The following is a 22,438-nucleotide window of genomic DNA, read 5'->3' on the forward strand; positions in this document are numbered from 1 at the left end:
ATTTAGTTCCCTGATTTAGGAAACAAAGCCGACCCAAACTACTCTGTTTAGATGAATCTGCAAGCCATTCATTTAGAGATAATCAATCGGTGTGGAGTTTGAAAATAAAACTACAACACAACTATGCCAGAAAAATAACTCTTATTTATCAACAAGATAAAAAACCTTACTGAATATTTATAGCGCAACAAAAGGGTCATTTTGTCGCGCTATTTTTCGTTACCTAATAAATTAACTTATATAAAATTTATTTTGACGATCTTAGTTATTCAGGACTTCAAGTAAGAACTTTGACTAATGCCAAAAAAAATCATATAGTTTAGTAGCGTATTCTGAGGCTATACGTGGACTTCCCGCCAAATCTATAGAGAGCCTCAAACAGTAAATTCAAGAATAGTAAACCAAATGGTTATTTTTATATTTAGCTAATTATCGGGAAGTGATAGCGAAAAATATAATTTTTTAACATTGGGAAATCTATCATGAATAAAAAACAAAGTGTTCGAATTATAAAAAAACTTCAGCTTCAATCTAGGATATTATCTAGGGAGGCTGGAATTCCTCTTACAAAGTCTCATTATATATTATACAAATTCATTTATGAGAAAAATTCCCACATTGAGTTATTTGAAGAAATAAAAAATCAAGTAGACTCCCCATTAATTAGAATTCTAATTGCAAATGATGTTAGTGAAATTGCTCACTATGACTTAAAATACGTGCAAGATAGACTCTATAAATATACAAAACTGATTAGTAAAGAAGCAAAGATAAACAAGTACAAATCTAAAGAAATAATTAAAAAACTACTTCGCTGGCATTCGCCCGAATATCAGTTAAAGATAAAACTCAGTCACGATGAAATTATAAACCTAAATTTAATACTTGATGGTATGGAATCTATATATTCAATACCTGGAGATAGTTCCTATTACTTCCTAGCTGAAGGTATCATTTCTAAAATCAACAAATTTAATGATAAAAATTATTATTACATGAAACCACCTTTAATTTATTTTGAACGATACTTTCTTACCAAAACGCATGAATCATTAGGTTTTGATAACAACATAACTTGGACATCTACATTTAGTAATATCTTCTATGAGATAGTTGCTGAAGGTAACGGGGTTGCATTACTTAAGATCAAACAGTGTGAACTTCTAAATGTAATTATAGGTACAGGTAAAAGAACAATAATAAGAAAAATATCCAATGGTGAAAGCACTCTTAATTGCAATACATTATATTATGAATCGGATAGTTTTACTAAAGAATTTATAAGAAAAAAAACAAAATCTAATTTTTATCTTTTGAAAAAGTTAAAGCGTTACGATTTAAAACTCACAGGTAACCTAGCCAAATGGGTTAATGAAAATGAATAATATTAGTCCAGAGTTATTTATAAAATTTTCTTGGTCTTTAAATTACAAGATATCAACTGCTGACTCCTCAGTCTTAAGTGAAAGTTTTTTAAAAGAACTATATTCCTTATCTAAATCAAATAACATAGAATTCTACTGTTGGGATTTAACTAATTTCCCTTCAGACTTGGATATTTTTAAAATCTTAAAAAATATAGAAAAAATCCAATATAATGACAAAAAAACCATTTTAATTTTCAAAAATTGCGAACCACTTTCTAATCTAAGATGTAGTAACTCATTCTATCTTAGAACACTTTTAACAACTAAGCTTAGTAATAACTTTCAATCTATATTCATTTCTGATAAAGAAAACCTTTTGAAAATCTTCGCTAATAGAATGTCACCTTTTTATCAAAGCCACTATATGATCACAGAGTACGGTAAATAAAGAAATTTCCCCCGGTCATACCCGGGGTACTTACCGTGACAACGATAAGCGTTGACCAAAATTACAGCTTACGCTGTAATTTTGGAATTGGCATTCATCCACGGGTAAGCCCGTGGTTTTCTTTATTCAAAGAATAAATTTTTGATTACTCACCTTCACTGAATTCGTTTTATGGTTCAGTGAAGGTATCTATGATTGTCGCGCTAAAAAAGCAATAATATTATTGAGAATTTTTCATGTAGAATCACGCGCTTGTCCTATTGCTCGTAGCTATTCCTATATATCGTCCCAACGCTTCATAAATATACCACTCAAAATTCGTAATTTAGCTTTTTTTTCAAAGTACTTTAAAACAAAAGCTACCAAGCAATCACTAGGAGCTTCAACCCAACACCTTATAAACCGTTGTTCGACTGCACCCTAACTCTTTGCTGATCGCATGCTTATTTATCCCCTGCTCTGCAAGCTCTTGAATGCGTTGGTGAAGCGTCTTATCAGGAAATCGGCCGAGGTGCCTCCCTTCAGCTCGCGCGCGCTCCCTACCCTCATTACAGCGCTGTAAAATTCGTTTTCTTTCCATCTCTGCGAACGCCGAAATGGTGGTATAAATTACTCGACCGACATCGCTATTAATGTCTAAGTCGCCTAAATCATGAAAAACTAAGCCGGCTTTTTTTGCTGCAAGCTGATCGGAAATTTGAAGAGCATCGATAGTATTACGGGCAATGCGGTCAACTTTGGTAACATGAATCACGTCCCCTTCCCTCGCAAAATCGAGCAAAAGGTTAAGCTGTTCCCTATCGGAAGATTTACCACTCGCTTGTTCTTGGTAAATTTTTTCACAACCTAGGGCTTTAAGCTGTTCAAGTTGAACATCAAGTGTTTGGTCTTGGGTACTGACACGGGCATAGCCAATTTTCATGAGAATTGCCTTAAAGTGAACATTAAGATTGGTTAACTTTAGTGTACATGTTCATTTGATATTTAGAAGACTAAGTGGACACATTTGAGATGGGTAGCAAGCATTGTCCACAAAGTTACACCTTTATGGACACTACATCAGATTACCTTCAATCACAGAATAATACAAATTGGTTAAATCGTTCGATTAGTTTATAATGAACGAAAAGGAGAATATTATGCAATCACTTACTGCTAATACAGCTAAAACCAAATTTGGTGACTTACTGATGAAGGTTCAACGTGAACCTGTACAAATTAATAAGAACGGTTCACCCGTTGCGGTGATGATGTCTTGTGAAGAATATGAACAACTTGAAGCACTCAAATTGATGATGGTGAAATCACGCTTCGAACAAGCAGAGGCCGATGCTCTATCAGATAACCTGGTCGACGGTAACGACTTCATGAACGCACTTAACCAAGGTAAATTTGATTAATGATGCACTACAAGCTTTCTTCTGCAGCGCAATCTGATCTCATTGAGATTCGTCGCTATACATTAGAGCGATTGGGGCAAACACAATGGACGACTTACTTTTCAGATCTCAAGCAATCAATGGAATTACTGGCGAACAACCAGCTGCTTGGCATAGAAGTTTCTGAACTGGGAAAAAACTACTTCCGGTTTCCTTTAAAGCACCATGTGATTTATTACATCCAAAAGCAAAATCACATTGTGATTGCAGCCGTTCTTGGTAAGCACATGTCGCCTGCCAAGCACTTTTCACAACTCTCTTAACCCTTAAGCTAATTTAAGGGTTAACCCGCGTCGCTTCATGTAGTCACGCAGTGTACTCGGCGCTTCGTCGATCAATTTGGCTGTGGGACGAATCCCCAAGCCCATCTTTAAATACTTCTCTATTTGTTCACGTTTAACATCGAGCTTCAGCTTCTCAGCTTGGCCCTTTGGTCTTCCGAGAATCATGCCGTTTTTCTTTCTAGCAGCAAGCGCTTCCTTCGTTCTCATCGAAATAAACTCACGCTCTATCTCTGCCGCAAGCCCTAGCACCGTTGCGGTTATGCGAGATTGCATTGAACCATCTAGCTGTAAATTCTGTTTCGCGATATAGACATTTATCTTCTTTTCCATACACACTTCGAGAACCTCAAGCACTTATAAAGTAGAACGCGCAATTCGACTGACTTCAGCAAATACGATGCAATCTCCGCTCGTCATGCCCTCCACTAATGCACCTAATTTACGTTGCCGCAATTTTTTCTTGCCAGTCACCACATCTTCAACAAACACCAAATGACCAATCCCAACCTTATTGGTGTAGTCATAGATCCCGTGCTTTTGGTTTGCCACATCTTGGCTATCTGATGAGACTCTTAAATACGCGTAGTTCGCCATGCTTCCTCCTTAATTAAAGGCGATCCAAACTGGACAAGCTGAGCGAAAAAATATGAACGGATAACAAAGAGTGCGAACAGGGTCAGATAAAAAAACAGCACCGAATGTCGGTGCTGTTTGAAAGTGTGAGAGGTCGCTTACAAAACGTCCCTGAGGTTTTTACGCTCTTCAATTTCTTCTTGTTCTGGAATAGTCCCTGGCAGCGTGATTTTTTTAGGGCTCTGCTTAATACTTTGCGCTGAGCGCGCGGGCTTAGACGCCTTGGATTTCAAACTGAAGACCTGTGGATTAATAGTGAGGCTTTGTCTCACTTCAACCGCGAACTCTTGATTTTCATTTTCAGGTAAGTAATTGCTCTTAAGGTATTTAATCGACAACGATTCTTTGTTTCTCTTTAACGTAAACAAGCACTTTGTTAATCGCATTATCGACGTTAAACCTGCACCTGAGGCCATAGTAATTTCTTGGTTACCGCGGATTTCATCTTTATTCACATGATGAACAAGCAACAAACTGGCACCTGATTCACTAGCAAGGCTCTGAAAAACATTTTTGATTAAGCGATCGTGTTTTACCTCTTCACAACGGCCTATTGATTCCGTCACCGTATCCACTATCACTAAGTCGAATTCCGAGAAGGTTTGCTTGAGTTGATCTAAATATTGCTTATGTTCTGCCTGTTCTTGGACCGAGCTATCGGGTGGAATCACTATCGGTTCAATATCCGTTAGAAAGTGGAGATTGTTTTTTAGCTCTGACTTTATAGTGGCTGTGCAATTAGCTAGCTTTTCTTTCATCCGAGACTGGATGACACCGGCACTATCTTCTGAACTCAATACTAAGGTTTTTGCGGGTTTATCGGCCGCGCTCATCCCGAGTAAAGATATTGAAGAAGCGTGTTCCATTGCAATACACAATGCTAGGTGAGACTTACCAACGTTAGGCGCGGCAATTAACATGCCTACATGTCCTTTAAGTAAACCTTTTAAGCTGAAACTTAAGTTTTGACTAGCAGGTGAAGCCATCAAGCTATCAAGAGATTGAATGATCATGCCTCACCCTCCCCAATGTAGAATATCTGTATGCCATTCCCCACATCGCGAAATTGAAGGCTGAAGTCTTTTTCGATTTGAACGGCATTGGCTAGCAAATCTTTTCTGAGATCACTACGGAAACTATGGCTGACCTTCGAAGCAATAGATTGAATGTAGCTATCGAGTGCCCACTCAAACTTCTTGTTGTGTAAGAACTCAGCTTTATGCGTGGTAATGTATTTTAAGAATGAACGAACTGACGGTTTACTATAGTTGGTCATTTTGTGCTGTTCTAATCGGTAATAATAGCCATGGTCGCGTATCGCCTGCAATAGACGCATGTCTGGAACTAAGAACACATGGTTAGTGAGGTTCTTACTGTTTTTACGGCCTGTTTTAAATTTACTTCGGTCACAATAAAAACGGTAATCTTGAACAAACTCTAATGGCTTTTTGCCAATTACGTTCTGCTCTTCATCAAGCTCATTTATCACTAAGTGAGCCGTTGCTAATTGAGTAATGCGGCGTTCAATTTGATCGTAGTTCGCGCGAGTGGTCGCCATGCCCATTCGGGTTGCTAATTCATACATACTCATTGATAAAACGGTCGCGTCTCGGTCAATAAAAGAGTCGAAGCCATCTTGTTGAGTATCTGATATTTCACCATCAGAAATGGTTTGGTACACCTGAGACCAGGTTAAACGTGCGCCGGCTTCATAAGAAGCATCATCTAATTGAATCGTTTGAGCGTAGGCCAGCATTGTTTCGAGGATATCGCGATGAGGCTGTAGTAGATAATCTACATGCAGATCAACTCTGAAATTCTTTCCATAACTATTAATATTCACACTTTCTAGTGGGTGATTTGGATCAGTGCCACCACTTTGAGCGATTTGAATCAGTTTTGACTGCATCGTAGAAGTTAAACGAGATGCAGGGTGAAAGATGGTTGCTCTAGAGAAAAGAATCGATGAGATAAACCGATTCTTTCGGTCCTCTTCATTAATAACTGTCAGGCTAGAGTTGGATGATAACGTCATGATCATTACCTAAGAGTGCGATAGTATCATTTTAACAGATAACCTTACTTACCTCATTAACTTAGGTAGATGTCTATATGATTTCGGAAAATATAGACATCTCATCACATAAATTATGTATAAATATCGGTAAATGTTTACTTGATTCTAAAAGATCAAACTTAAGATAGGATTACTGATGAGCTATAGTTTTTGTTTGTTTTTCCATCAACCTGATCCAAGGATCATTAAATTATGATCTTACCCGTCAATCAGATCGGTTAATGTTGATATGTTAATGCTTATGTTCGGTAAATGTTTATATGTAAGATCGTCTAATATTAATATTTAATCGGTAAATATTTATAATGAACCGGTAAATATTAATATATTTTCGGTAAATATCTATACTTTTATGTGGCTACTAAGAAACTAGAACCTTTAGGATCTAGTTTTACAATAATACCAACTTCACTCAGGTTCAGTCGGTGACTTAACAAGCAACACCAAATCTCTAGAGAGTTTTGATGTTGCTTGTTAAGTAAGTGTTAATACTCTAACATCTAGCTTTAAAATAACTTTATGTTTGTCACTAATCGCATGTAATTGATATGTTTATCTTCATTAATCTATGGATTTCTGATCGCTTGATTTCTCATTTTTGTCTCATTTGATCCATTAACTTTTTATTGTGTACTCGAATTTTAGGGTCTTACTACTCTGATCGTTGCGGGTGATCGCCAGCGATATAAAATAAATGGGTGGAACTAAGTTTTTAGGCTTAGTAAAAGAAATAGTAAGTGACAGTGTCACTGTATCAAGGCGGGGACACGCTAAATCTAGGTTCATGGATTTAGATACAAACAAGCTCTCAGTGATGAATTTGCTAGATAAGAAGATTGATAAAGTAGTACACAAACTTATTTAGAAAGGGGAAAGAGTGACGTCTTGACCTGCAATGGTGTGGCGAGCCAAGCGACTATGCCCAACCCTAATTAATCTGTCGTATAAATACGCGCTTGATGAAGTATGAGACTGTTGTTGTACCTCTTGTCCTTGTTGTTTCCCCCTATGTTTCACATAAAATTTTTTTTCGTTGTGCGATTTTTACAGTAGTTCTTCGCTCAATAATTTACTTTTAATTTGCTTATAAACATGTCAATTACATGGAGTTTTGAACAAGCTCGAAATGAGCTATTTGGTTTTTTCAGTTTCTAATACGGTGATTTATTCTGGGCAAGTAAGGACGGAATAGAATGCGATTTTTGAAACTCAGAACCGATCATAAACGAGTGCGAAGAGATGGAACACGTTATGTGACACCATTGATTGTTGATGCACCAAGACGCTTTACGCCAAGTCGTGATCGTAAAGAAACCAGCTTGCGCCGGAAGGAGTGTCAGTTAATTACGGGAGCGCATGATTCAGGTAAAAGCCGCTGGCTTATGCGCTTAAAGGATAGCCGACACGAAATCTGGGGAAAAAGCCGCAACCTATTTTACTTGAGGGGCTGATGCCTTTATCAAGTTGGGTGGAGGTGAAAGGCATTGCAAAATGGCACCAAGACAAAGAAGTACAATCAGAAGATTATACGCCCTGGGGGAAGCTCAACTTGCAGCTTAAGGCGGATCTCTTGGCTGATTACCTTCTTGACACCCAAGCCTTACTTTTTATTGATGACGCTCATAAGCTGACTGGCCGAAAAGCACAAATAGCCCGTAAATGTTTACTGTCTTCCAAAGTTTGGTTAATGACATCAAGCGAGGAAGGGAGGCTCCCTCCTTCTTTTCGACCTATCGTAGAGCGCCGTGCTCCACAGCGAATTAATTTAGAGAGTGATGTTAGTTACGATACGACCAAAGCCTTGATTTGGTTCATGGTAGCGATGTGTGTGGTGGCCGGTGCATGGGAAGCTGGCGCTGTTATTGGTGGGCTTCAGATGTTAGGTACTGGAAGAAGGTCGACGCGTGCTGATTAATGTTTTCCTTATATGGATTAGTTTATGCGCGTTCAGTGCTGCCTATGCCAATGATTGGGGTATTAGTGTGCCTTGGGAGGAAGCTGAGGTGCTACCGCCAGAAATCAAGCCCTACGAGCTCCCTACTTTAAAAGGTCAAGCTCCCCACTATAATGTCCCAACCCCTGCCCTCACGCCGGCACCAAGAGTGGATCCGGATGCGATTTTTAACACTGTACTTAAGTGCTACCCAGAGAAGAGTAAATTTAAGCTCGATTTAAACTTGGTTGCGGGCATGAAATCTAACATCGATGAGTATGATCCTGAAGGTTGGCCAGAGATAACTGAGCATTACATTGGAATAGTTGGCAAAATGCCGCTCTACTCCACAACTGAACAATCTCGGGAGCGCCAATGGGAATACCAGCGTCGTACTGCTACAGCTACCTCTGTAGCAAGCTTTACTCAATCCTTAGCTGATAGAAATTATGCCTATCGCTTAATGGGGCTTTATCTCTCTTTGGAGGCCAGAGCGCAATTGAGAGTGAAAAAAGGGGGGGCGAACGTATCAGAGCAAGTCGCTTTGCTTGAAAAGGTGGCCTCTTCTCATCGAGATGTTTTGGCGCATGAAGCTAAAATTGTTGAGCATCGTTTAGCTTGGGTGGCAATGTGTGAAGCCACATATACTGACCAGATGAACCGTTATCTTCAAAAACTCGCTTATCTTCCCCGCCCTACTTCCGATCCCCAATCACGATGAAATGGCTCAATCATACATTAATTGCAGGCACGATTTGTGCTGTGGTGTCACCTCCTCATGTTGCTGTGTGTGTCGCAGGTGCAACTGCTCCCGATTGGTTTGAATACGTACTTAAGGTTGGCAATCGACATATCAAACACCGAGGCCCCACACATGTTTTCACGCATTGGTTACTGGCTTCCCTAGCCTTTACTTTGGTTTGGGATTATCACTGGATCGGGATGGCATTTGCTTGGGGTGGCGTTAGCCATATTTTGACTGATGCGATGACAGTATCAGGTGTGCCTTTTTCGCCTTACAGTGATAGGCGCTGCCATCTGTTTGGAGGTCGATTTAGAACCGGTGACCCTATCGAATATGCAATTTCCGCAGGGGTTGTGGTGGTGTGTGTTGCTCTATCCCACCTAACCGGTGGACATGGGTTTGCGCCGTTCTTTTATGATTGGGGGGCATGTACCAAGAAGGTGTGATTGATGGATTAGAGTGGAAAACGAACCGATTTAGGCTGATTTAAATGCGAGAAAAGTTGTCAATGCTCAGCCTGAGCATTGACAACTTTTCTCTATATTTTGAAAGATAATATTAGTGTGCTGATTTGTATTTTTTCCAATAATCAAAACTATTGAGTAGTGCTAGTTCAATACCTTGTCCGTGGTATTTACATGACACATAGAATCGTTCGACATAAGCGTAGAAAGATGGGGCTCGTTGTTGGATAACTGGCTTTCTTTTTGGAGAATGAACACTGATGATTAGGTAGCCTACTACCTGTTTCTTTTTTGTTTCAGCGACGAAAAAATAAGTGTTTTTATTCTCGATTTTTTCTTTTATCAAGGATTCGGTGAAAAGTAATTCAATAATTCTTAGCTTGCTTAAGTTGTAATCATTCAAGCTGTATTCGTTTCGTTCTCTGTTGTAATGGCTCATTTTACTGTGGCTACCTGCCAGTTGTTCATGACATAGAGCATTGATAGAGGATATGTCGTTGATAGTTGCTTTTCTTATTCGCACCTTAATCTCCTTTTCCTTCGTTACTGACTTCTTGTGAAGCAAAACGGTAAAATGCTAAGCAAACTCCTCCTAGGCTTATAGTAATTAAGGATAATTTATTGGCTGATAGAAGGTGTCGCATGAACGTAGTATTCAGAAGCGCGTTGTTTTAGGGCTTGGATTAATGTCGTGGGCAGGTTTCTTTCTTTTACCCAAGATTCAAATACTTCTATTGATTGAAAGCTGATAGAAGAAACAAGGCTAGATTGTTGAACTAAATGATTAAGCCAATAAAGTGTCTGCAAATCTTCTAATGGTGTTATAGGTAGTTGTAGTCGTCCTTTTCTAACTTTCCCCTTGAGATAAGGCTTAGCAGAAACCTCGAAAGTGCTTTTTTTGGTGTTGGATTCTGAAAAAGGGTTTGGGTCTATCAGTATTGTGCTATATCGAACATAGAGTAGGTACTCTTGCTCTATTTCATTGAGTTCATTGAAAGAGTCTATTTTATCTTTTGGAATCGTTGCCTCAAGTACGGGGAGATTTTCGTCATTGAGCAATTGAAGTAAGTTGATTGGTTCCGCTGAGTAATGTTCTAGTAGGCGAGAAATTGATTTCCAATGATGCAGTAACTCTTTGATCAACTCCATGGTGATAGGGCCTTCGGGGTAGAGCTTATACATGTATTTAGTGTCATCTTCGTTTGAAAGAATATGATCTAAAGAAAACGTATTGATTAGAAAAGCTGGGTTTACATAAGCTGCAGCGTTTCTGCCTTCTACACTAAATGGGTTATCAAAGAGAACGACTTGAACATTCACTTTTTCTAATGCGTTCCTTAAAGCATTAAACAAGACATCATTGGGTTCGGAGAGATAAATATACACTCTTTTTTTCACGGTTTTAGTCGTGACTGTAAGAGGGTGTTGTGTTGTTGGATTAGATGAAAAATGAGACGTTGCAAAGTAGCTAGAAAAAAGAATGATGTTGGGAGATACCTTTTTCTTTTTCAATATCCCTTTTAGGATAAGACACCCACCAATCATGGATGACATAAGGATAATTTGCTTTAGATTTTTCAAGCAGAGCTCAGAAAAAGAAGCTAGGACATCACAATAGGCGTGAGCGGGGGTCGCTAGGACTAGCGTGTCCCATGAAGAGGGCAGGGGAGATAAATCTGTATAAAGTTCATCAAATCTAATAAGACCAACAAGTGGTGCTAATTGTGGCTTACTTACTTCACAGCTAGCAACGTTTCCGTGTTGTCGCATTAGTCTTTTTCTATTCTCCCATTGATGAGAGCTTTTGCTTATGAGAGCTATTTTCTGACTAAAAGGAGCAAGAATCTGACTGGTTTGAATGCCGGCGGGTCCTGCACCTACAACTAATGTATTGCCTAGAATCATAATAAACTCGCTATCTCTATTTAACCGAAAAGGTACTTTTAGTTCCTTTCTCATATCACAAATATCCATAGTGAAACTTCGAGAGTAGATTGTTTATTTAATTATTCTTATTAATAAAAATTAATGACTTAGCTTTACTATCCCTTTGAGAAAGTGTGTGTAAATTTCAATATTTCCTTTCTTGGAAAAGCGCCATACTTTTGGCCTCCCCAGTTCCATTTTTCACTTAATCTTTCTTATTTATTAATAGTTAAATTACGCTGAAATTAATATCCAAACCCATTTTGTTGGTTCATTTTTGTGAGGTTGGAGGAGGTAAAGCGAGAGCGCCTTAATCCGCAATAATAAGGATTGAGTGTACTGAACTAGAGAGCTTTAGCTATGCCTTCTCCAAGTACCCATTAAGAATAAAAATGTCTGGAGAAATACCTATGTCAGCAATAAGCAATAATAAAGAACATCCGATGGATTCACACTATGTGCCGGAGCCTTATCGAATCAGGGTTATTGAACCAGTGAAAAGAACAACGGAGCGAGAACGAGAGCAGGCGCTGATGAAAGCAGGGTACAACCCTTTTTTATTAGAGAGCGACGATGTGTTTATCGATTTGCTTACTGATAGCGGTACAGGTGCTGTGACACAGGCTATGCAATCTGCAATGTTGAAAGGTGATGAGTCGTACAGTGGCAGTCGAAGCTATAGGACGCTTAGTCAGGCGGTAAAAAGTATTTTTGGTTATAAGTTTACCATCCCTACACACCAAGGACGGGGAGCTGAGCAGCTATATGTCCCCGCTTTGATCAACAAATGTGAGCGAGATAAAGGGCTAGAGCGAGACAAAATGGCCGCATTTTCAAACTACTTTTTTGATACCACACAAGGGCACACTCAACACAATAACTGTCGAGTGATCAACGTTCCTTCACCTGAAGCTTTTAATACTAAAATTAAAGCAGACTTTAAAGGTAACTTTGATTTGAAAGCTCTCGCAGCTGGAATCGAAGAGGTTGGAGCTAAAAACGTGCCTTATATTGTAAGTACGATTACTTGCAACTCTGCAGGTGGCCAGCCAGTCTCCATTGCTAATCTTAAGGCTGTTTATGAATTAGCGGAATCTTATGGTATCCCTGTTGTTATGGACTGCGCTCGCTTTGCTGAGAATGCTTACTTTATTAAACAGCGTGAAGCTGGTTATTCTGATTGGAGCATTCAAGAGATCACCAGAGAAGCGTTTAAATATGCCGATCTCTTTGCTATGTCAGCGAAAAAAGATGCCATGGTTCCTATTGGTGGGCTACTCGCTTTCAAAGACGATAGCTTCTTAGATGTGCAGTTGGAATGCAAAACACTATGCGTGTTATTGGAGGGCTTTCCAACATATGGAGGTCTCGAAGGTGGGGCGATGGAACGTTTGGCTGTTGGACTTTATGATGGAATGGAAGAAGACTGGTTAGCATCACGCTTGCAGCAAGTTGAATACTTAGTGAACGGCCTAGAAGCGTTAGGGGTCCGTTGCCAGCAAGCGGGTGGGCATGCTGCCTTTGTTGATGCCGGTGCATTATTACCTCATATCTCACCAGAACAGTTTCCTGGACATGCTTTGTCTTGTGAGCTTTATAAGGTGGCAGGTATTCGAGGTGCAGAAATCGGTTCTTTATTACTAGGGTGTGATCCTGAAACAGGAAAGCAGCTGCCTTGCCCGGCTGAATTGTTTCGTTTAGCTATTCCCAGAGCAACCTATACAAAGGCTCACCTTGATTACATTATTGCTGCTTTTAAAGAAGTGAAGAAACGTGCTTCATCAATTGCAGGTTTAAAGTTTACTTATGAGCCTAAGGTATTGAGACACTTTAACGCTACATTGGAACCTGCACTTTAAGTTGTGCCCCTTTGCAGACAGCAAAGGGGCTACCTCTCTTTTATCTGAAAAAATGAAAGCAACGAGAGTTATGGGTTAGTGTGATAGTTTTCCTGGGACTGAGAAGCTAAGTTGTTTTGAGAGGCTAAGATGAATTGAAGTTCATCCTTTTTAGTTAGGCAGATTTGGCTCGATTGGTTATTGACGTTGACGTTGACGATGTCAAATTCGTGCCAGAAGTAGAAATAGCTGATTATTACTACAGAGAGGATTGTGGAAGATAGGCCAACAAGAGCCCATTGGTAGAGTCTTAAGTAGTTGTTTGATGTTCTCTGGCTAGAACGAGGTAACCTTATCTGTTTCGGTGGGTCTAGCGAAGTTTCAAATTCAGGAATGTGGATCTTGTAACCTTTTCTTGGAACATTTACGATTTTGATACTATCAAGTTCTAAGACTTTTCTGAGGTTGGTAATAGCGACTGGCAAAGAGTTAGGGCCGATGATATCCGGGTTCCCCCACGCAGCAATGATCAGCTCTTCTTTAGTCGAAATAAATTCTTCTTTTTGGATCAGAGTTTCTAATATGCAGCTTTCAGGTAGAGTGATTGAAAATGATTTTTGATTACTGAGGATGAGTTGAGCCCCCGATTCGTCTCTTTGCAGTACGCAATTACCTATAGGCAGTTTTACGTTGTCCAGTTGTGCTCTTAACATAGTGTTTCTCCATAGACCTAGAGAAGGGTGATTAGATTATATCCCTAGGCTTTTATATAATGGCTCATGTTTTGAATATTATTAATAAATTTGTGAATAATATTTGAATTGAAGTGTAAGGTTTTTTGCACAATAGATAGTGCTATCTATTGTGCAAAAAACTGAAGGTGAGATTTTTACCTCCTTTGTCTTCTAAGTAGATATTCATCCAACGCCAGTCATTGTCCTTACAGGCTTTAAAGGTGCAATGAACATTTTTTCCCTCAACGATCTCGTTGTCGCAGAAGTCGATAAATGATTGGAAAGAACGGCATATAAGTGTGTCCATAACCCCAAACTCCTTTTGAGAATTTATTCATATCACATCCTTTCAATTTATAGGTATAGATTCCTAATTCTTAATAAAAAATGATTATTAATGACTCTATTTGTCCCTATTTTTTTGTGGTTAATTGGTTAATTGGTTAATTGGTTAATTGGTTGATGGTGGGCATTTAATTCAGGCGGAGTGAATGGTTATTATTTATAGGTAAATTAGTTTTAAATTCTAGAAGAAACATTAGCTTATGCGTTGGTAGCTAGGTGGTTTTCGAAGATTTTTGGAGTGCCTAACCACATCGAATCTTTGACCGCTAACTTAGAGCTAACCCCTTTGTCTCTTCGGTATCATCTAGTTACTTCTATGAAATTATAAAGTCTTTGTTTATCTAGGACAGAATCACTCAAAAAAAACGCCGCCCTTCGAGGTGATGGTTTTTTTAGTAACTCCCCTTTGTTAAGGTTAAGCCCCCTCGTAAAATCTTTTGGGAGTCTTTACCAATGTAATGTTTAGCAGTGCAGATTTCTTATGTGTTTTGGGGACATCGGGTTTAAGACTTTGGGTGACGAAAAGACCAAAGTGGCTCTCTTATAGTATTTGATGTGCTGGCGGTATATTGATTGTTTTAGGGGGCAGGCATTTATAGGGTGAGATTAACTCTAGGCCTTGGCGGGATTTATTAGGTATAAATTAATGGTTTTTGCGTCCGGTTTGAAAGATTATCTAAATGTTTGCTCACCTAGAGCCAAACACTCTGCACTTTGCCAATGCTTATTGGATATTAAGGATGAAGTTATTCTCAATTCTAACAATAGAGTTCCCCAAACCAACTTTATTGTCGATGAATTGGCAGCGTTACTTGCGGTCATCCTATTTTTTTATTGGCAATAGGTGGACTAGGGGATGGGGGGAAGGCTCTCAAGTGAAAGCCTTTCTTTTTAGAAGCGACTACTGGTGTTTACCTAGTACTGATTGGATTGCTTCATCAAGTTCAACTTGAACATCCTTGGACAATCTTCCAAATTCATACGAGAAGTTACGGCCTTTCACTTTTTTACGTGCGAACATGCCTTTACTGTCGAATTCAGCTAACGAAGTCACGGTAGCTTTGTCTGATTGTTGTTTGGATTCAACAATCTTTAACTCAGTTTTAATGTAAGTAATCAGCTCGTCTTTGGTGTCTTCTTGGCTCTGCTCAGGCTGAGCATTGACAGCTTTACTGTCTATTTTTTTTATGAAACTGCTCAAAGCTTTCTTATCATTGACAAAGGCTTTCATCACTTTAGCTAGCAGTGAATAATCAGTATGAGATAAGTCGTTAACGACAGGGAATAGTGCAATTAATTTACTGTCAATACTGGCTGCTTTTAGCGCTCGACCTACTGCTTGACGGCTTATATTTAAGATTTTTGCCGTATCTTCTTGAGTGAGTTCACCGTTCTTCATTAGAGTTTGACACTGTAAGCCAATTTCGCGCTGGTTGTGCTCTTTTGCGGTTTGCAACTGTTTTGCTAGTGCTTTGGCATCGGCTGTAGACAGTTCGTCTTGGGTGACGAGAATTCGGAATGTTTTTACACGGCCTTCTTGAAGTAAGAACCAAGCTCGACGGCGAGACCCATCAAGCACATCGATACGACCATCTATTTCTCTACCAACTGCAGGGTAAAACTGTTGAAACTCTAACGAGTTTAAATCTTCCAAAGACTCTTTGGTTAGCAAAGATTGGTCTCGGCCATTCACGTCAAAGGTCACAAAAGAGTTCTGCTTAACCTGAACATGTGACAATGTCACTTCGTTAAAGGTTGCAGTTGAACCAGAAGCTAGTTGCCAAACCATTTTTTTGCCAACGGACTCTAAACCGAACTTTGTTCTAAGGTAATCTTCGGCGTTTTGCCCACTTTTTTCTAGCTCAGTGCTGAGTTGATTGGTGAGTGTGTCTAAATTAGCTTTGGCCGCGGACTGTTGTGCTTGCGCTGAACCAGGAGCATTGCCTAGAGGGCTGCCGCCACGTTTTTTCGCCATTATTTGTTCTCCTGTTCACGCCAAACGTTGAGAATATCGCGCAATATTTGGCTTGTTACTTCATAGCTGTTTTGTTGCGCGCTTTGGAAGGTTGCTTTGCTTTTCGGGTATTCACTTTTCGACATGTCAAAAACGGTCGAGAGTAGGGAAGACGATTGGCGGACAGCCTCACTGTGCTTAAACTCTTTAGAGTACAAGTAAGGAGAGAACTGATCGTACAGGTTATTCATTAATTCGGTCGTGGTTGAACTATCACGATGGTTAGTCAGTAATATTTTCATGAAGTCGTAGCCTTCATGGTTTGCGTTTTCTAACAGCGCCCACACCTGAGGAATGTAGCTGAAGTAAGAGCAGGTAGCATCAATGTCATTCTCTGTAATCGATAACGGGAACACTACATTCGTCGCGGCAAAATACGCGTTAAAGGTCGCATAGCCGAGCGAAGGTGGGGTGTCGATAATGATGATATCGAACTCGTCTTTAACGCTATCGATGATGTCCTTTAGTAGTGAATAAGGTGAAGCTAAGGTTTGGCCGAACACTTGCTCATGAAACCAACCTTCCATCGCACGGTCACTTTGTGCTGCAGGTAGAATGCGTAAGTTTGGGATAGTCGTTTCAAGAAAGGCTTCAGAGATAACTTGTTCAACGGTTTCACCTTCATCAAGATCGAAGGTTTTCATCATCAGATCACCAACAGACAAGTTACCTTCTTGCTCGGCTTCGGGTGCGTAATACATAGAAAGCGTGGCTTGGCCATCCATGTCTATTAAACCAACACGGTATTCTTGATGAAATTCGGTCGCCAAACCTGATGCGATAGTCGCGGCAGAAACGGTTTTGCCAACACCGCCTTTTTGGTTCTGGATAACCATCACTTGCGTTTTTTGCTGCTCACTGCGTATGAACTTAGCGTCTTTACGTAGATTTTCTGGCAGTAAGTTACGTACCTTGTACATTTCCGCGATATCGATCGACCATTGTGAGTCTTCATGACGACGAGGATCTATCGCCGCAGCGGTAACATAGCGATCAAGCGTTTTTGCATCAATGCCAAGATAGGCCGATGCTTCTGCTCGAGTAAAGTTACGCAACTCTTTGCGGTGATTAGCCAATAAACGTTGATTACGACGTTGAATGTAAGCGTCTGCACCGGTTTTAAGCGCTTGAAATGTGGTTGTAGTGTGTTGGTTGTCCATTTCTGCCTCCGTATAGGAATGAGAAATAGTATATACCTCAATTTTTGATGTTGGTATCTAAAAATGAGGGATTTGTGATTTTAATAAATGAGTATGACAAATGGATAAATCCGAGCGCTTAAATTACCTATTAATTACAAGATTTCGTTTTTCAACTCCCTCTTAATACCTTCTGACTAACAAAAGTTGAGCCGAGCCGTACAACTACCATGACAACAACAGGAAGTTATTGATATGAGCGAGAATGCACCATTTACGAAAAAGACAAAGCGTTTTTGGCTAACGCTTTTGGGAGCCGTAATGTTTGTCTTTGGCACGCCAACATTGACGAATGCGGCTGAAGATAAAGCTCTAAAGGGAGCTGTGGATTATTATGTTTTTGGTTTAACGGCCAGTGAGAGCTTGCCGAACAAAGACAGCAGTGCGGCAGCTGGTATTGCACGGATTACATTGAATTGGCTAGCTTACCAAAAAGAGAGTGATACTGGAGCTTTGCAGCTGAGGGTTGATCATAAGCACGGTTATACAGATAGTACGCTCTCTGAATTTGTCATGGGTAATGTCGGAGGGTTTGGTTTAATCCAACCAGCTTTTAGTGATATAGGTTTAAGGTTAACGAATCTTTATTGGACACAAACCTTTAATAAACAATCTACCGATATGATGGTTGGTTTTTTAGATACGACTGATTATGTTGATACTTATCAGTTGGGTAACCCTTACTATGGTTTTTCTAACTTACAGTTTAGTACCGGTTCCGGTTCCATCCCAATCCCAGATGAATCAACATTCGGCGGCGTTCTACGCCATATGATGTCGGAAAACTATTATTTTTATGCAAGTTTCTCTGATGCAAAAGCTGATTCGACCAAGCCTTTCGATGGTGTTGAACAGTTCATCAATGATAATCAATATTTTAAGTCCCTAGAAATAGGTTGGGTGGAGTCGAAAGACGATTTTTATTTGAAGAATTCACACCTAACAGTTTGGCACAGTGATGGGCCAAAAGAGCAAGCTAGCGAAAACTATGGCGCAAATTGGTCGTCCATATATAAAACCGGCTCATGGATACCATTTTTCAGAGCCGGTGTCGCGCAAGGACCTGAGGCTCTATACAAATCTTCGGTCGTGTTTGGCACAGGATATAGTGGGGTAGGGCCTGGCATGCTTGGTATCGCTCTAGGTTGGGCTAAACCTAATGCCGAACTAGATGATTCTTATAATTCAGAAATCTATTACCGCATGAATTGGGGGGCTCTCTCGTTAACTCCTAATGTGCAATATCTTCACACTTTACCGTTTAACTCAAAAGCCGATGACAGTTGGATTATAGGTTTAAGAGGCAACCTTCACTTCGGTTTTTAATGTAAGCCAAGCCGTTCTTACCTAAATCACAACGGGAGAGCGGCTCTTTACGATGAGGCTTTAAATCTGTACCTAGAAATTAAATTAATTACCAATAATTAATTTATAAAAAACACGAAATCTACGTACTTTGGTTTGATTATTAAATAACATTCGTGAACCCATGATTACCAAGGGCGTACATAGTATTACTAAGGGAAGAAGAAAAGGTTACTTCTCTCGAGACAAGATTCAGCAGGATTACAATGTGCTTGAAGGAGCGCGCCAAAGAATATTGTACCTTCTCGACAACTTTAGCCACTTTTATGTCTCATTTTCCGGAGGGAAAGATTCTGGTGTTCTTTTGAACTTAACTATCCAAGAATCAAAAAAACGTGGCCGACTGCCTGTTGATGTACTCATCGTAGATTTCGAAGCCCAATACCACGAAACTCATGCTTTTATTGAGCGTATGGTGCTTCGTGGCGAAGTAAATCCATACTGGGTTTGCTTACCGCTTAGTTTAAGAAATTCAATTTCACAATTTCAGCCTAAATGGCTTTGTTGGGACCCAGATAAGGAAGCGCAATGGGTCAGAGAAATACCACAGCATGAAGGTGTGATTTCTGATTTGGAGCATCTCCCGTTTTTTAAAAAAGGCATGGAATTTGAGGATTTCGTCTTTAAATTTGCTCATTGGTACCAAAAAAAGAAAGGCACACCAATTGCTGTGCTCATTGGTATACGAGCGGATGAGTCTTTACATCGTTTTAAAACTATTAAAAATCGCGCCAAAAAGAAATTTGATGATAAATATTGGACGACTCAAATGCAGGGCGACGTCTACATGGCTTACCCTCTTTATGATTGGAAGACTCCAGATATTTGGGTCGCGAACTCGCGCTTCAATTGGGATTACAACCGTATTTACGACTTAATGCATAAGGCCGGCGTCCCTCTTTCACAGCAGCGACTTTGCCAACCTTTTGGAGATGAGCAAAGAAAAGGTCTGTGGCTATATCAAATATTAGAACCTGATACCTGGCAAAAACTGGTTGCCAGAGTAGAAGGGTGTAACTTTGGTGCTCGATACTCAAAAAGCCAGGGGCGTATCCTTGGTTATTATCGCTTTGAATTACCACCGGGACTTAGCTACCGGCAATACAGTAAATACCTTCTGAAAACCATGCCGCCACATGTAGAAAAACATTACCGAGACCGAATTTTCAAGTTCTTACAGTGGTGGCGAAAAAACGGTCCTCAAAAAGGAGTGACCTGCATCCCTGATTACGCAGAGAGTAAATTGGAATCTAGGAAGCAAGTTCCAAGTTGGAGAAGGATTTGTAAAGTTCTGATTAAAAACGACTATTGGTGCCGAGGACTCTCTTTTGGGTACAACAAGTCCTTAGCAAAACAATACCATGCCCTCTATGGAGAAGAGAGTGATACGAATGGAAAGTGAACCTAATCTAGCTTATCAGCACCGCACCAAGAAGCGGTTGAAATCTATCAATAACACGAACAAACAAATCATTGATAAGGTCGCAATTTACAATAAAGCGGCCAAAGTACTCATCGAGCTGATTCCTGATTTACCGCCAGCTTGTCATGTTGAAATGATCCCACTTGATGAGATAGAAGCTAACCAATACAACCCAAATAAAATGGCGCCTCCAGAAAGTAAGCTCCTAAAAACGTCGATGGAGAAAAATGGCGTAACCATGCCTATTTTAGTTAATCGACTGAAGACATCCTTGAAAAAATACGTCGTCATCGATGGGTTTCATCGTTATCAATTATTGTTGAATCACCCTGAGCTACAAGTATTAAAGGGCTATATTCCTGCAGTGGTGCTTAATTTGCCTGAAGAAAAGTGTATGGCGGCATCTGTTCGTCATAATCTTGCGCGAGGGTCCCATCAAGTAGAGCTCACAGCAGAGCTGATCATTCAGCTTAAAGGAATGGGTTGGACGAATAATAAAATTTGTTACGAACTAGGGATGGACCAAGATGAGGTTTTACGATTGCAGCAGGTCACTGGCCTTGCTGCAGCCTTTAAAGATCAGGACTTCTCTCAATCATGGGAGTAATCACCTTTCTTCAGATGAAAACGATGACGAACTTTATTCGGTTCATGCCTAATTATGTGCCTAATTTAGTATTTAATTAATTTTATTCTAAAAGCATAAGCGCTAGAGTCCTTGATTCTAGCGCTTATTTTGATTTTAAAATTCTGCCCAACATAACGAAGCGGGTAGTGGTCATATAAAAAGCAATGTCGAACCAATGAAAGGTAACCATTTATGGATAGTACAAAACAGGTTATGGATAGTACAAAACAGGTTATGGATAATGTGAAACCATCAATGGCCGTGAAGACGCCTTCACTTATCGGAGGGGCGTGTCTCGTCGCATGTATTTGCGTTGGTGCAGGTATGCTTGGGCTCCCAGCCGCTGGGGCTGGAGTTTGGACCATAGGAGCTTTAATGGCTTTGGTCTTCACCATGATTATCATGACAACCAGTGGCTGTTTGTTGCTCGAAGTTTTAAAAGATTACCCTTACCGATCATCTTTCTCTTCCATAACGAAAGACTTGTTAGGTAAAGAGGTTAATTTCTTTAATAACCTAATGATTTACTTTGTCGGGGGGATCTTGCTGTATGCCTATATCACCTCTTCAGGGCTAATTTTGAATGAATATTTTGGTATTGCCCCCCAACTGGCCTCCATCCTTTTCGTTTTTATCTTTTCTGGGCTAGTTTGGCATTCAACAAAAATGGTCAACCGTATTTCGATTGTCTTAATGCTGTTTATGATCATTAGCTTTAGCTTTGGCACCGTAGGCCTTTGGTTTAATGTCAATCTCAGTACTTTGTTTGATACTGCTCATCTGAAGTTTGATTATCTACAATACGTGGTGGTCTTTTTCCCCATTGCCTTGACCGTGTTTGGGTACCACCATAGCGTCCCAACATTACGAGATTACTACCGGGAGGAAAGACTCGCCCAAAAAGCCATCATGGGCGGAACGAGCATTGCTCTTTTTACTTACACCGTTTGGTTAATGAGTATTTATGGGAACTTACCAAGAGTAAATTTCGGACCTATCATTGCCGAAGGTGGCAATATAGACACCTTACTCATTAGCCTAAAAGCGGTATTAGCAGAAGATACGCTATCAAATGTCATTAGCGCTTTTTCCGCGGCCGCTATTTTGTCGAGCTTTATAGGGGTTGGCTTGGGGGTATTCGATTTTTTAGCCGATTTATTCCAATTTGATGCCACTTCGAAAGGCAGAACCAAAACCTGGGCGGTCACATTTATTCCGCCGTTGATTTTCTCTCTTCTCTTTCCTTTCGGTTTTCTAGCCGTAATTGGTTATGCCGCATCGGCCTCGGCAATTTGGGCGTGTATCGTACCGGCATTGCTAGCTAGAAAATCTAGGTTACAGAAAGCCATTTCTAACACCCAAGAAGATAATGAGGAACAGCTTCAGCAAGTGAAGCCCTACCAAGTACCTTTAGGAGAATTGGTGTTGATAGGGGTATTCATTTACGGTGTGGGCATCATAATTATTAACGTATTAGTCATGTTCGAAGCTTTGCCTGTTTTTGACGGCGTATAATCTTACTTATTCCTAAGTGGCACTCCGTGTCGGCTTTGTTTCCTAATTCGAGTTCAGGTAC

At 40.0% G+C, this 22,438-nt stretch carries 18 protein-coding genes and 3 pseudogenes; 11 read left to right on the forward strand and 10 right to left on the reverse strand.

The features are described from left to right. The first annotated feature begins 482 nt into the window (after positions 1-482). A complete protein-coding gene (locus A142_RS20645) occupies positions 483-1,385 on the forward strand; it encodes a hypothetical protein (protein ID WP_019824693.1) in 903 nt (300 codons plus the stop codon). Between the two features lie 812 nt (positions 1,386-2,197). Here A142_RS20645 and A142_RS20655 read toward each other — a convergent pair. After that, on the reverse strand, positions 2,198-2,737 hold the full coding sequence (locus A142_RS20655; protein ID WP_019824695.1) for a recombinase family protein: 540 nt from the start codon (positions 2,735-2,737) through the stop codon (positions 2,198-2,200). Positions 2,738-2,954: 217 nt separating this feature from the next. On the opposite strand from A142_RS20655, the gene A142_RS20660 reads away from it, so the two are divergent. Together A142_RS20660 and A142_RS20665 are read left to right on the forward strand one after the other, a co-directional pair. Further along, a complete protein-coding gene (locus A142_RS20660; protein ID WP_019824696.1) occupies positions 2,955-3,215 on the forward strand; it encodes a type II toxin-antitoxin system Phd/YefM family antitoxin in 261 nt (86 codons plus the stop codon). Continuing rightward, a complete protein-coding gene (locus A142_RS20665) occupies positions 3,215-3,517 on the forward strand; it encodes a type II toxin-antitoxin system RelE/ParE family toxin (RefSeq protein ID WP_019824697.1) in 303 nt (100 codons plus the stop codon). The genes A142_RS20660 and A142_RS20665 overlap by 1 nt, the downstream gene beginning before the upstream one ends. A 3-nt stretch (positions 3,518-3,520) precedes the next feature. Here A142_RS20665 and A142_RS20670 read toward each other — a convergent pair. The 3 genes and pseudogenes from A142_RS20670 to A142_RS20680 form a co-directional block, all read right to left on the reverse strand. After that, positions 3,521-4,132, reverse strand: a pseudogene (locus A142_RS20670) (recombinase family protein). A 137-nt stretch (positions 4,133-4,269) separates the two neighbouring features. Next, positions 4,270-5,184, reverse strand: coding sequence for an AAA family ATPase (locus A142_RS20675; RefSeq protein ID WP_019824700.1), 915 nt, complete (start codon positions 5,182-5,184; stop codon positions 4,270-4,272). Continuing rightward, on the reverse strand, positions 5,181-6,206 hold the full coding sequence (locus A142_RS20680) for a hypothetical protein (RefSeq protein ID WP_019824701.1): 1,026 nt from the start codon (positions 6,204-6,206) through the stop codon (positions 5,181-5,183). The genes A142_RS20675 and A142_RS20680 overlap by 4 nt, the downstream gene beginning before the upstream one ends. 1,235 nt (positions 6,207-7,441) lie before the next feature. Here A142_RS20680 and A142_RS25665 point away from each other — a divergent pair. From A142_RS25665 to A142_RS20695, 3 genes and pseudogenes are all read left to right on the forward strand, one after another. Next, positions 7,442-8,163: pseudogene (locus A142_RS25665) on the forward strand (hypothetical protein). A 67-nt stretch (positions 8,164-8,230) separates the two neighbouring features. Beyond that, complete coding sequence (locus tag A142_RS20690) at positions 8,231-8,902, forward strand: hypothetical protein (RefSeq protein WP_019824703.1); 672 nt, start codon at positions 8,231-8,233, stop codon at positions 8,900-8,902. Beyond that, positions 8,899-9,416 (forward strand): annotated as a pseudogene (locus A142_RS20695) (metal-dependent hydrolase). The gene A142_RS20690 and the pseudogene A142_RS20695 overlap by 4 nt, the downstream one beginning before the upstream one ends. A 68-nt stretch (positions 9,417-9,484) precedes the next feature. Here A142_RS20695 and A142_RS20700 read toward each other — a convergent pair. Next, positions 9,485-9,913: a GNAT family N-acetyltransferase gene (locus A142_RS20700; RefSeq protein ID WP_017097177.1), complete on the reverse strand. Its 429-nt coding sequence runs from the start codon at positions 9,911-9,913 to the stop codon at positions 9,485-9,487. A 95-nt stretch (positions 9,914-10,008) separates the two neighbouring features. Beyond that, the gene (locus tag A142_RS20705; protein WP_019824705.1) at positions 10,009-11,349 is read right to left on the reverse strand and encodes an opine metallophore biosynthesis dehydrogenase; all 1,341 of its coding nucleotides are present in this window, start codon (positions 11,347-11,349) and stop codon (positions 10,009-10,011) included. 410 nt (positions 11,350-11,759) lie between these two features. Here A142_RS20705 and tnaA point away from each other — a divergent pair, with 410 nt between their 5' ends. After that, a complete protein-coding gene (gene tnaA, locus A142_RS20710) occupies positions 11,760-13,175 on the forward strand; it encodes a tryptophanase (RefSeq protein WP_019824706.1) in 1,416 nt (471 codons plus the stop codon). A gap of 68 nt (positions 13,176-13,243) precedes the next feature. Here tnaA and A142_RS20715 read toward each other — a convergent pair whose 3' ends face one another. From A142_RS20715 to A142_RS20735, 4 genes are all read right to left on the reverse strand, one after another. Next, the gene (locus A142_RS20715) at positions 13,244-13,867 is read right to left on the reverse strand and encodes a winged helix-turn-helix domain-containing protein (protein WP_019824707.1); all 624 of its coding nucleotides are present in this window, start codon (positions 13,865-13,867) and stop codon (positions 13,244-13,246) included. 142 nt (positions 13,868-14,009) lie between these two features. After that, entirely contained in the window at positions 14,010-14,195 is a 186-nt protein-coding gene (locus A142_RS20720) for a hypothetical protein (protein ID WP_019824708.1), read from the reverse strand. 939 nt (positions 14,196-15,134) lie between these two features. Next, positions 15,135-16,208, reverse strand: coding sequence for a ParB family protein (locus A142_RS20730; RefSeq protein WP_019824710.1), 1,074 nt, complete (start codon positions 16,206-16,208; stop codon positions 15,135-15,137). Next, positions 16,208-17,407, reverse strand: coding sequence for a ParA family protein (locus tag A142_RS20735; protein WP_016768704.1), 1,200 nt, complete (start codon positions 17,405-17,407; stop codon positions 16,208-16,210). Before A142_RS20735 ends, A142_RS20730 begins: the two co-directional genes overlap by 1 nt. A gap of 234 nt (positions 17,408-17,641) precedes the next feature. Here A142_RS20735 and A142_RS20740 point away from each other — a divergent pair, with 234 nt between their 5' ends. From A142_RS20740 to A142_RS20755, 4 genes are all read left to right on the forward strand, one after another. Next, complete coding sequence (locus A142_RS20740; protein WP_019824711.1) at positions 17,642-18,772, forward strand: carbohydrate porin; 1,131 nt, start codon at positions 17,642-17,644, stop codon at positions 18,770-18,772. Between the two features lie 163 nt (positions 18,773-18,935). After that, the gene (locus A142_RS20745) at positions 18,936-20,213 is read left to right on the forward strand and encodes a DUF3440 domain-containing protein (protein WP_019824712.1); all 1,278 of its coding nucleotides are present in this window, start codon (positions 18,936-18,938) and stop codon (positions 20,211-20,213) included. Beyond that, positions 20,203-20,841 carry an IbrB-like domain-containing protein gene (locus A142_RS20750; protein WP_019824713.1) on the forward strand — a complete coding sequence of 213 codons (639 nt, stop codon included), beginning with the start codon at positions 20,203-20,205 and terminating at the stop codon, positions 20,839-20,841. Before A142_RS20745 ends, A142_RS20750 begins: the two co-directional genes overlap by 11 nt. 234 nt (positions 20,842-21,075) lie before the next feature. Continuing rightward, complete coding sequence (locus tag A142_RS20755; RefSeq protein ID WP_081324733.1) at positions 21,076-22,377, forward strand: aromatic amino acid transporter; 1,302 nt, start codon at positions 21,076-21,078, stop codon at positions 22,375-22,377. Positions 22,378-22,438 lie beyond the last annotated feature (61 nt).

Source organism: Vibrio splendidus 12E03 (assembly GCF_000272105.2).
GTDB lineage: Bacteria > Pseudomonadota > Gammaproteobacteria > Enterobacterales > Vibrionaceae > Vibrio > Vibrio splendidus_I.

Excerpts from the sequence above, each read along its gene's own strand:
- A142_RS20665 (WP_019824697.1), top strand. The coding sequence starts at position 3,215 with ATGATGCACTACAAGCTTTCTTCTGCAGCGCAATCTGATCTCATTGAG.
- A142_RS20750 (WP_019824713.1), top strand. The coding sequence starts at position 20,203 with ATGGAAAGTGAACCTAATCTAGCTTATCAGCACCGCACCAAGAAGCGG.
- A142_RS20645 (WP_019824693.1), top strand. The coding sequence starts at position 483 with ATGAATAAAAAACAAAGTGTTCGAATTATAAAAAAACTTCAGCTTCAA.
- A142_RS20720 (WP_019824708.1), bottom strand. The coding sequence starts at position 14,195 with ATGGACACACTTATATGCCGTTCTTTCCAATCATTTATCGACTTCTGC.
- A142_RS20655 (WP_019824695.1), bottom strand. The coding sequence starts at position 2,737 with ATGAAAATTGGCTATGCCCGTGTCAGTACCCAAGACCAAACACTTGAT.
- A142_RS20735 (WP_016768704.1), bottom strand. The coding sequence starts at position 17,407 with ATGGACAACCAACACACTACAACCACATTTCAAGCGCTTAAAACCGGT.
- A142_RS20675 (WP_019824700.1), bottom strand. The coding sequence starts at position 5,184 with ATGATCATTCAATCTCTTGATAGCTTGATGGCTTCACCTGCTAGTCAA.
- A142_RS20660 (WP_019824696.1), top strand. The coding sequence starts at position 2,955 with ATGCAATCACTTACTGCTAATACAGCTAAAACCAAATTTGGTGACTTA.
- A142_RS20680 (WP_019824701.1), bottom strand. The coding sequence starts at position 6,206 with ATGACGTTATCATCCAACTCTAGCCTGACAGTTATTAATGAAGAGGAC.
- tnaA (WP_019824706.1), top strand. The coding sequence starts at position 11,760 with ATGGATTCACACTATGTGCCGGAGCCTTATCGAATCAGGGTTATTGAA.
- A142_RS20730 (WP_019824710.1), bottom strand. The coding sequence starts at position 16,208 with ATGGCGAAAAAACGTGGCGGCAGCCCTCTAGGCAATGCTCCTGGTTCA.
- A142_RS20705 (WP_019824705.1), bottom strand. The coding sequence starts at position 11,349 with ATGAGAAAGGAACTAAAAGTACCTTTTCGGTTAAATAGAGATAGCGAG.
- A142_RS20715 (WP_019824707.1), bottom strand. The coding sequence starts at position 13,867 with ATGTTAAGAGCACAACTGGACAACGTAAAACTGCCTATAGGTAATTGC.
- A142_RS20755 (WP_081324733.1), top strand. The coding sequence starts at position 21,076 with ATGGATAGTACAAAACAGGTTATGGATAATGTGAAACCATCAATGGCC.
- A142_RS20740 (WP_019824711.1), top strand. The coding sequence starts at position 17,642 with ATGAGCGAGAATGCACCATTTACGAAAAAGACAAAGCGTTTTTGGCTA.
- A142_RS20745 (WP_019824712.1), top strand. The coding sequence starts at position 18,936 with ATGATTACCAAGGGCGTACATAGTATTACTAAGGGAAGAAGAAAAGGT.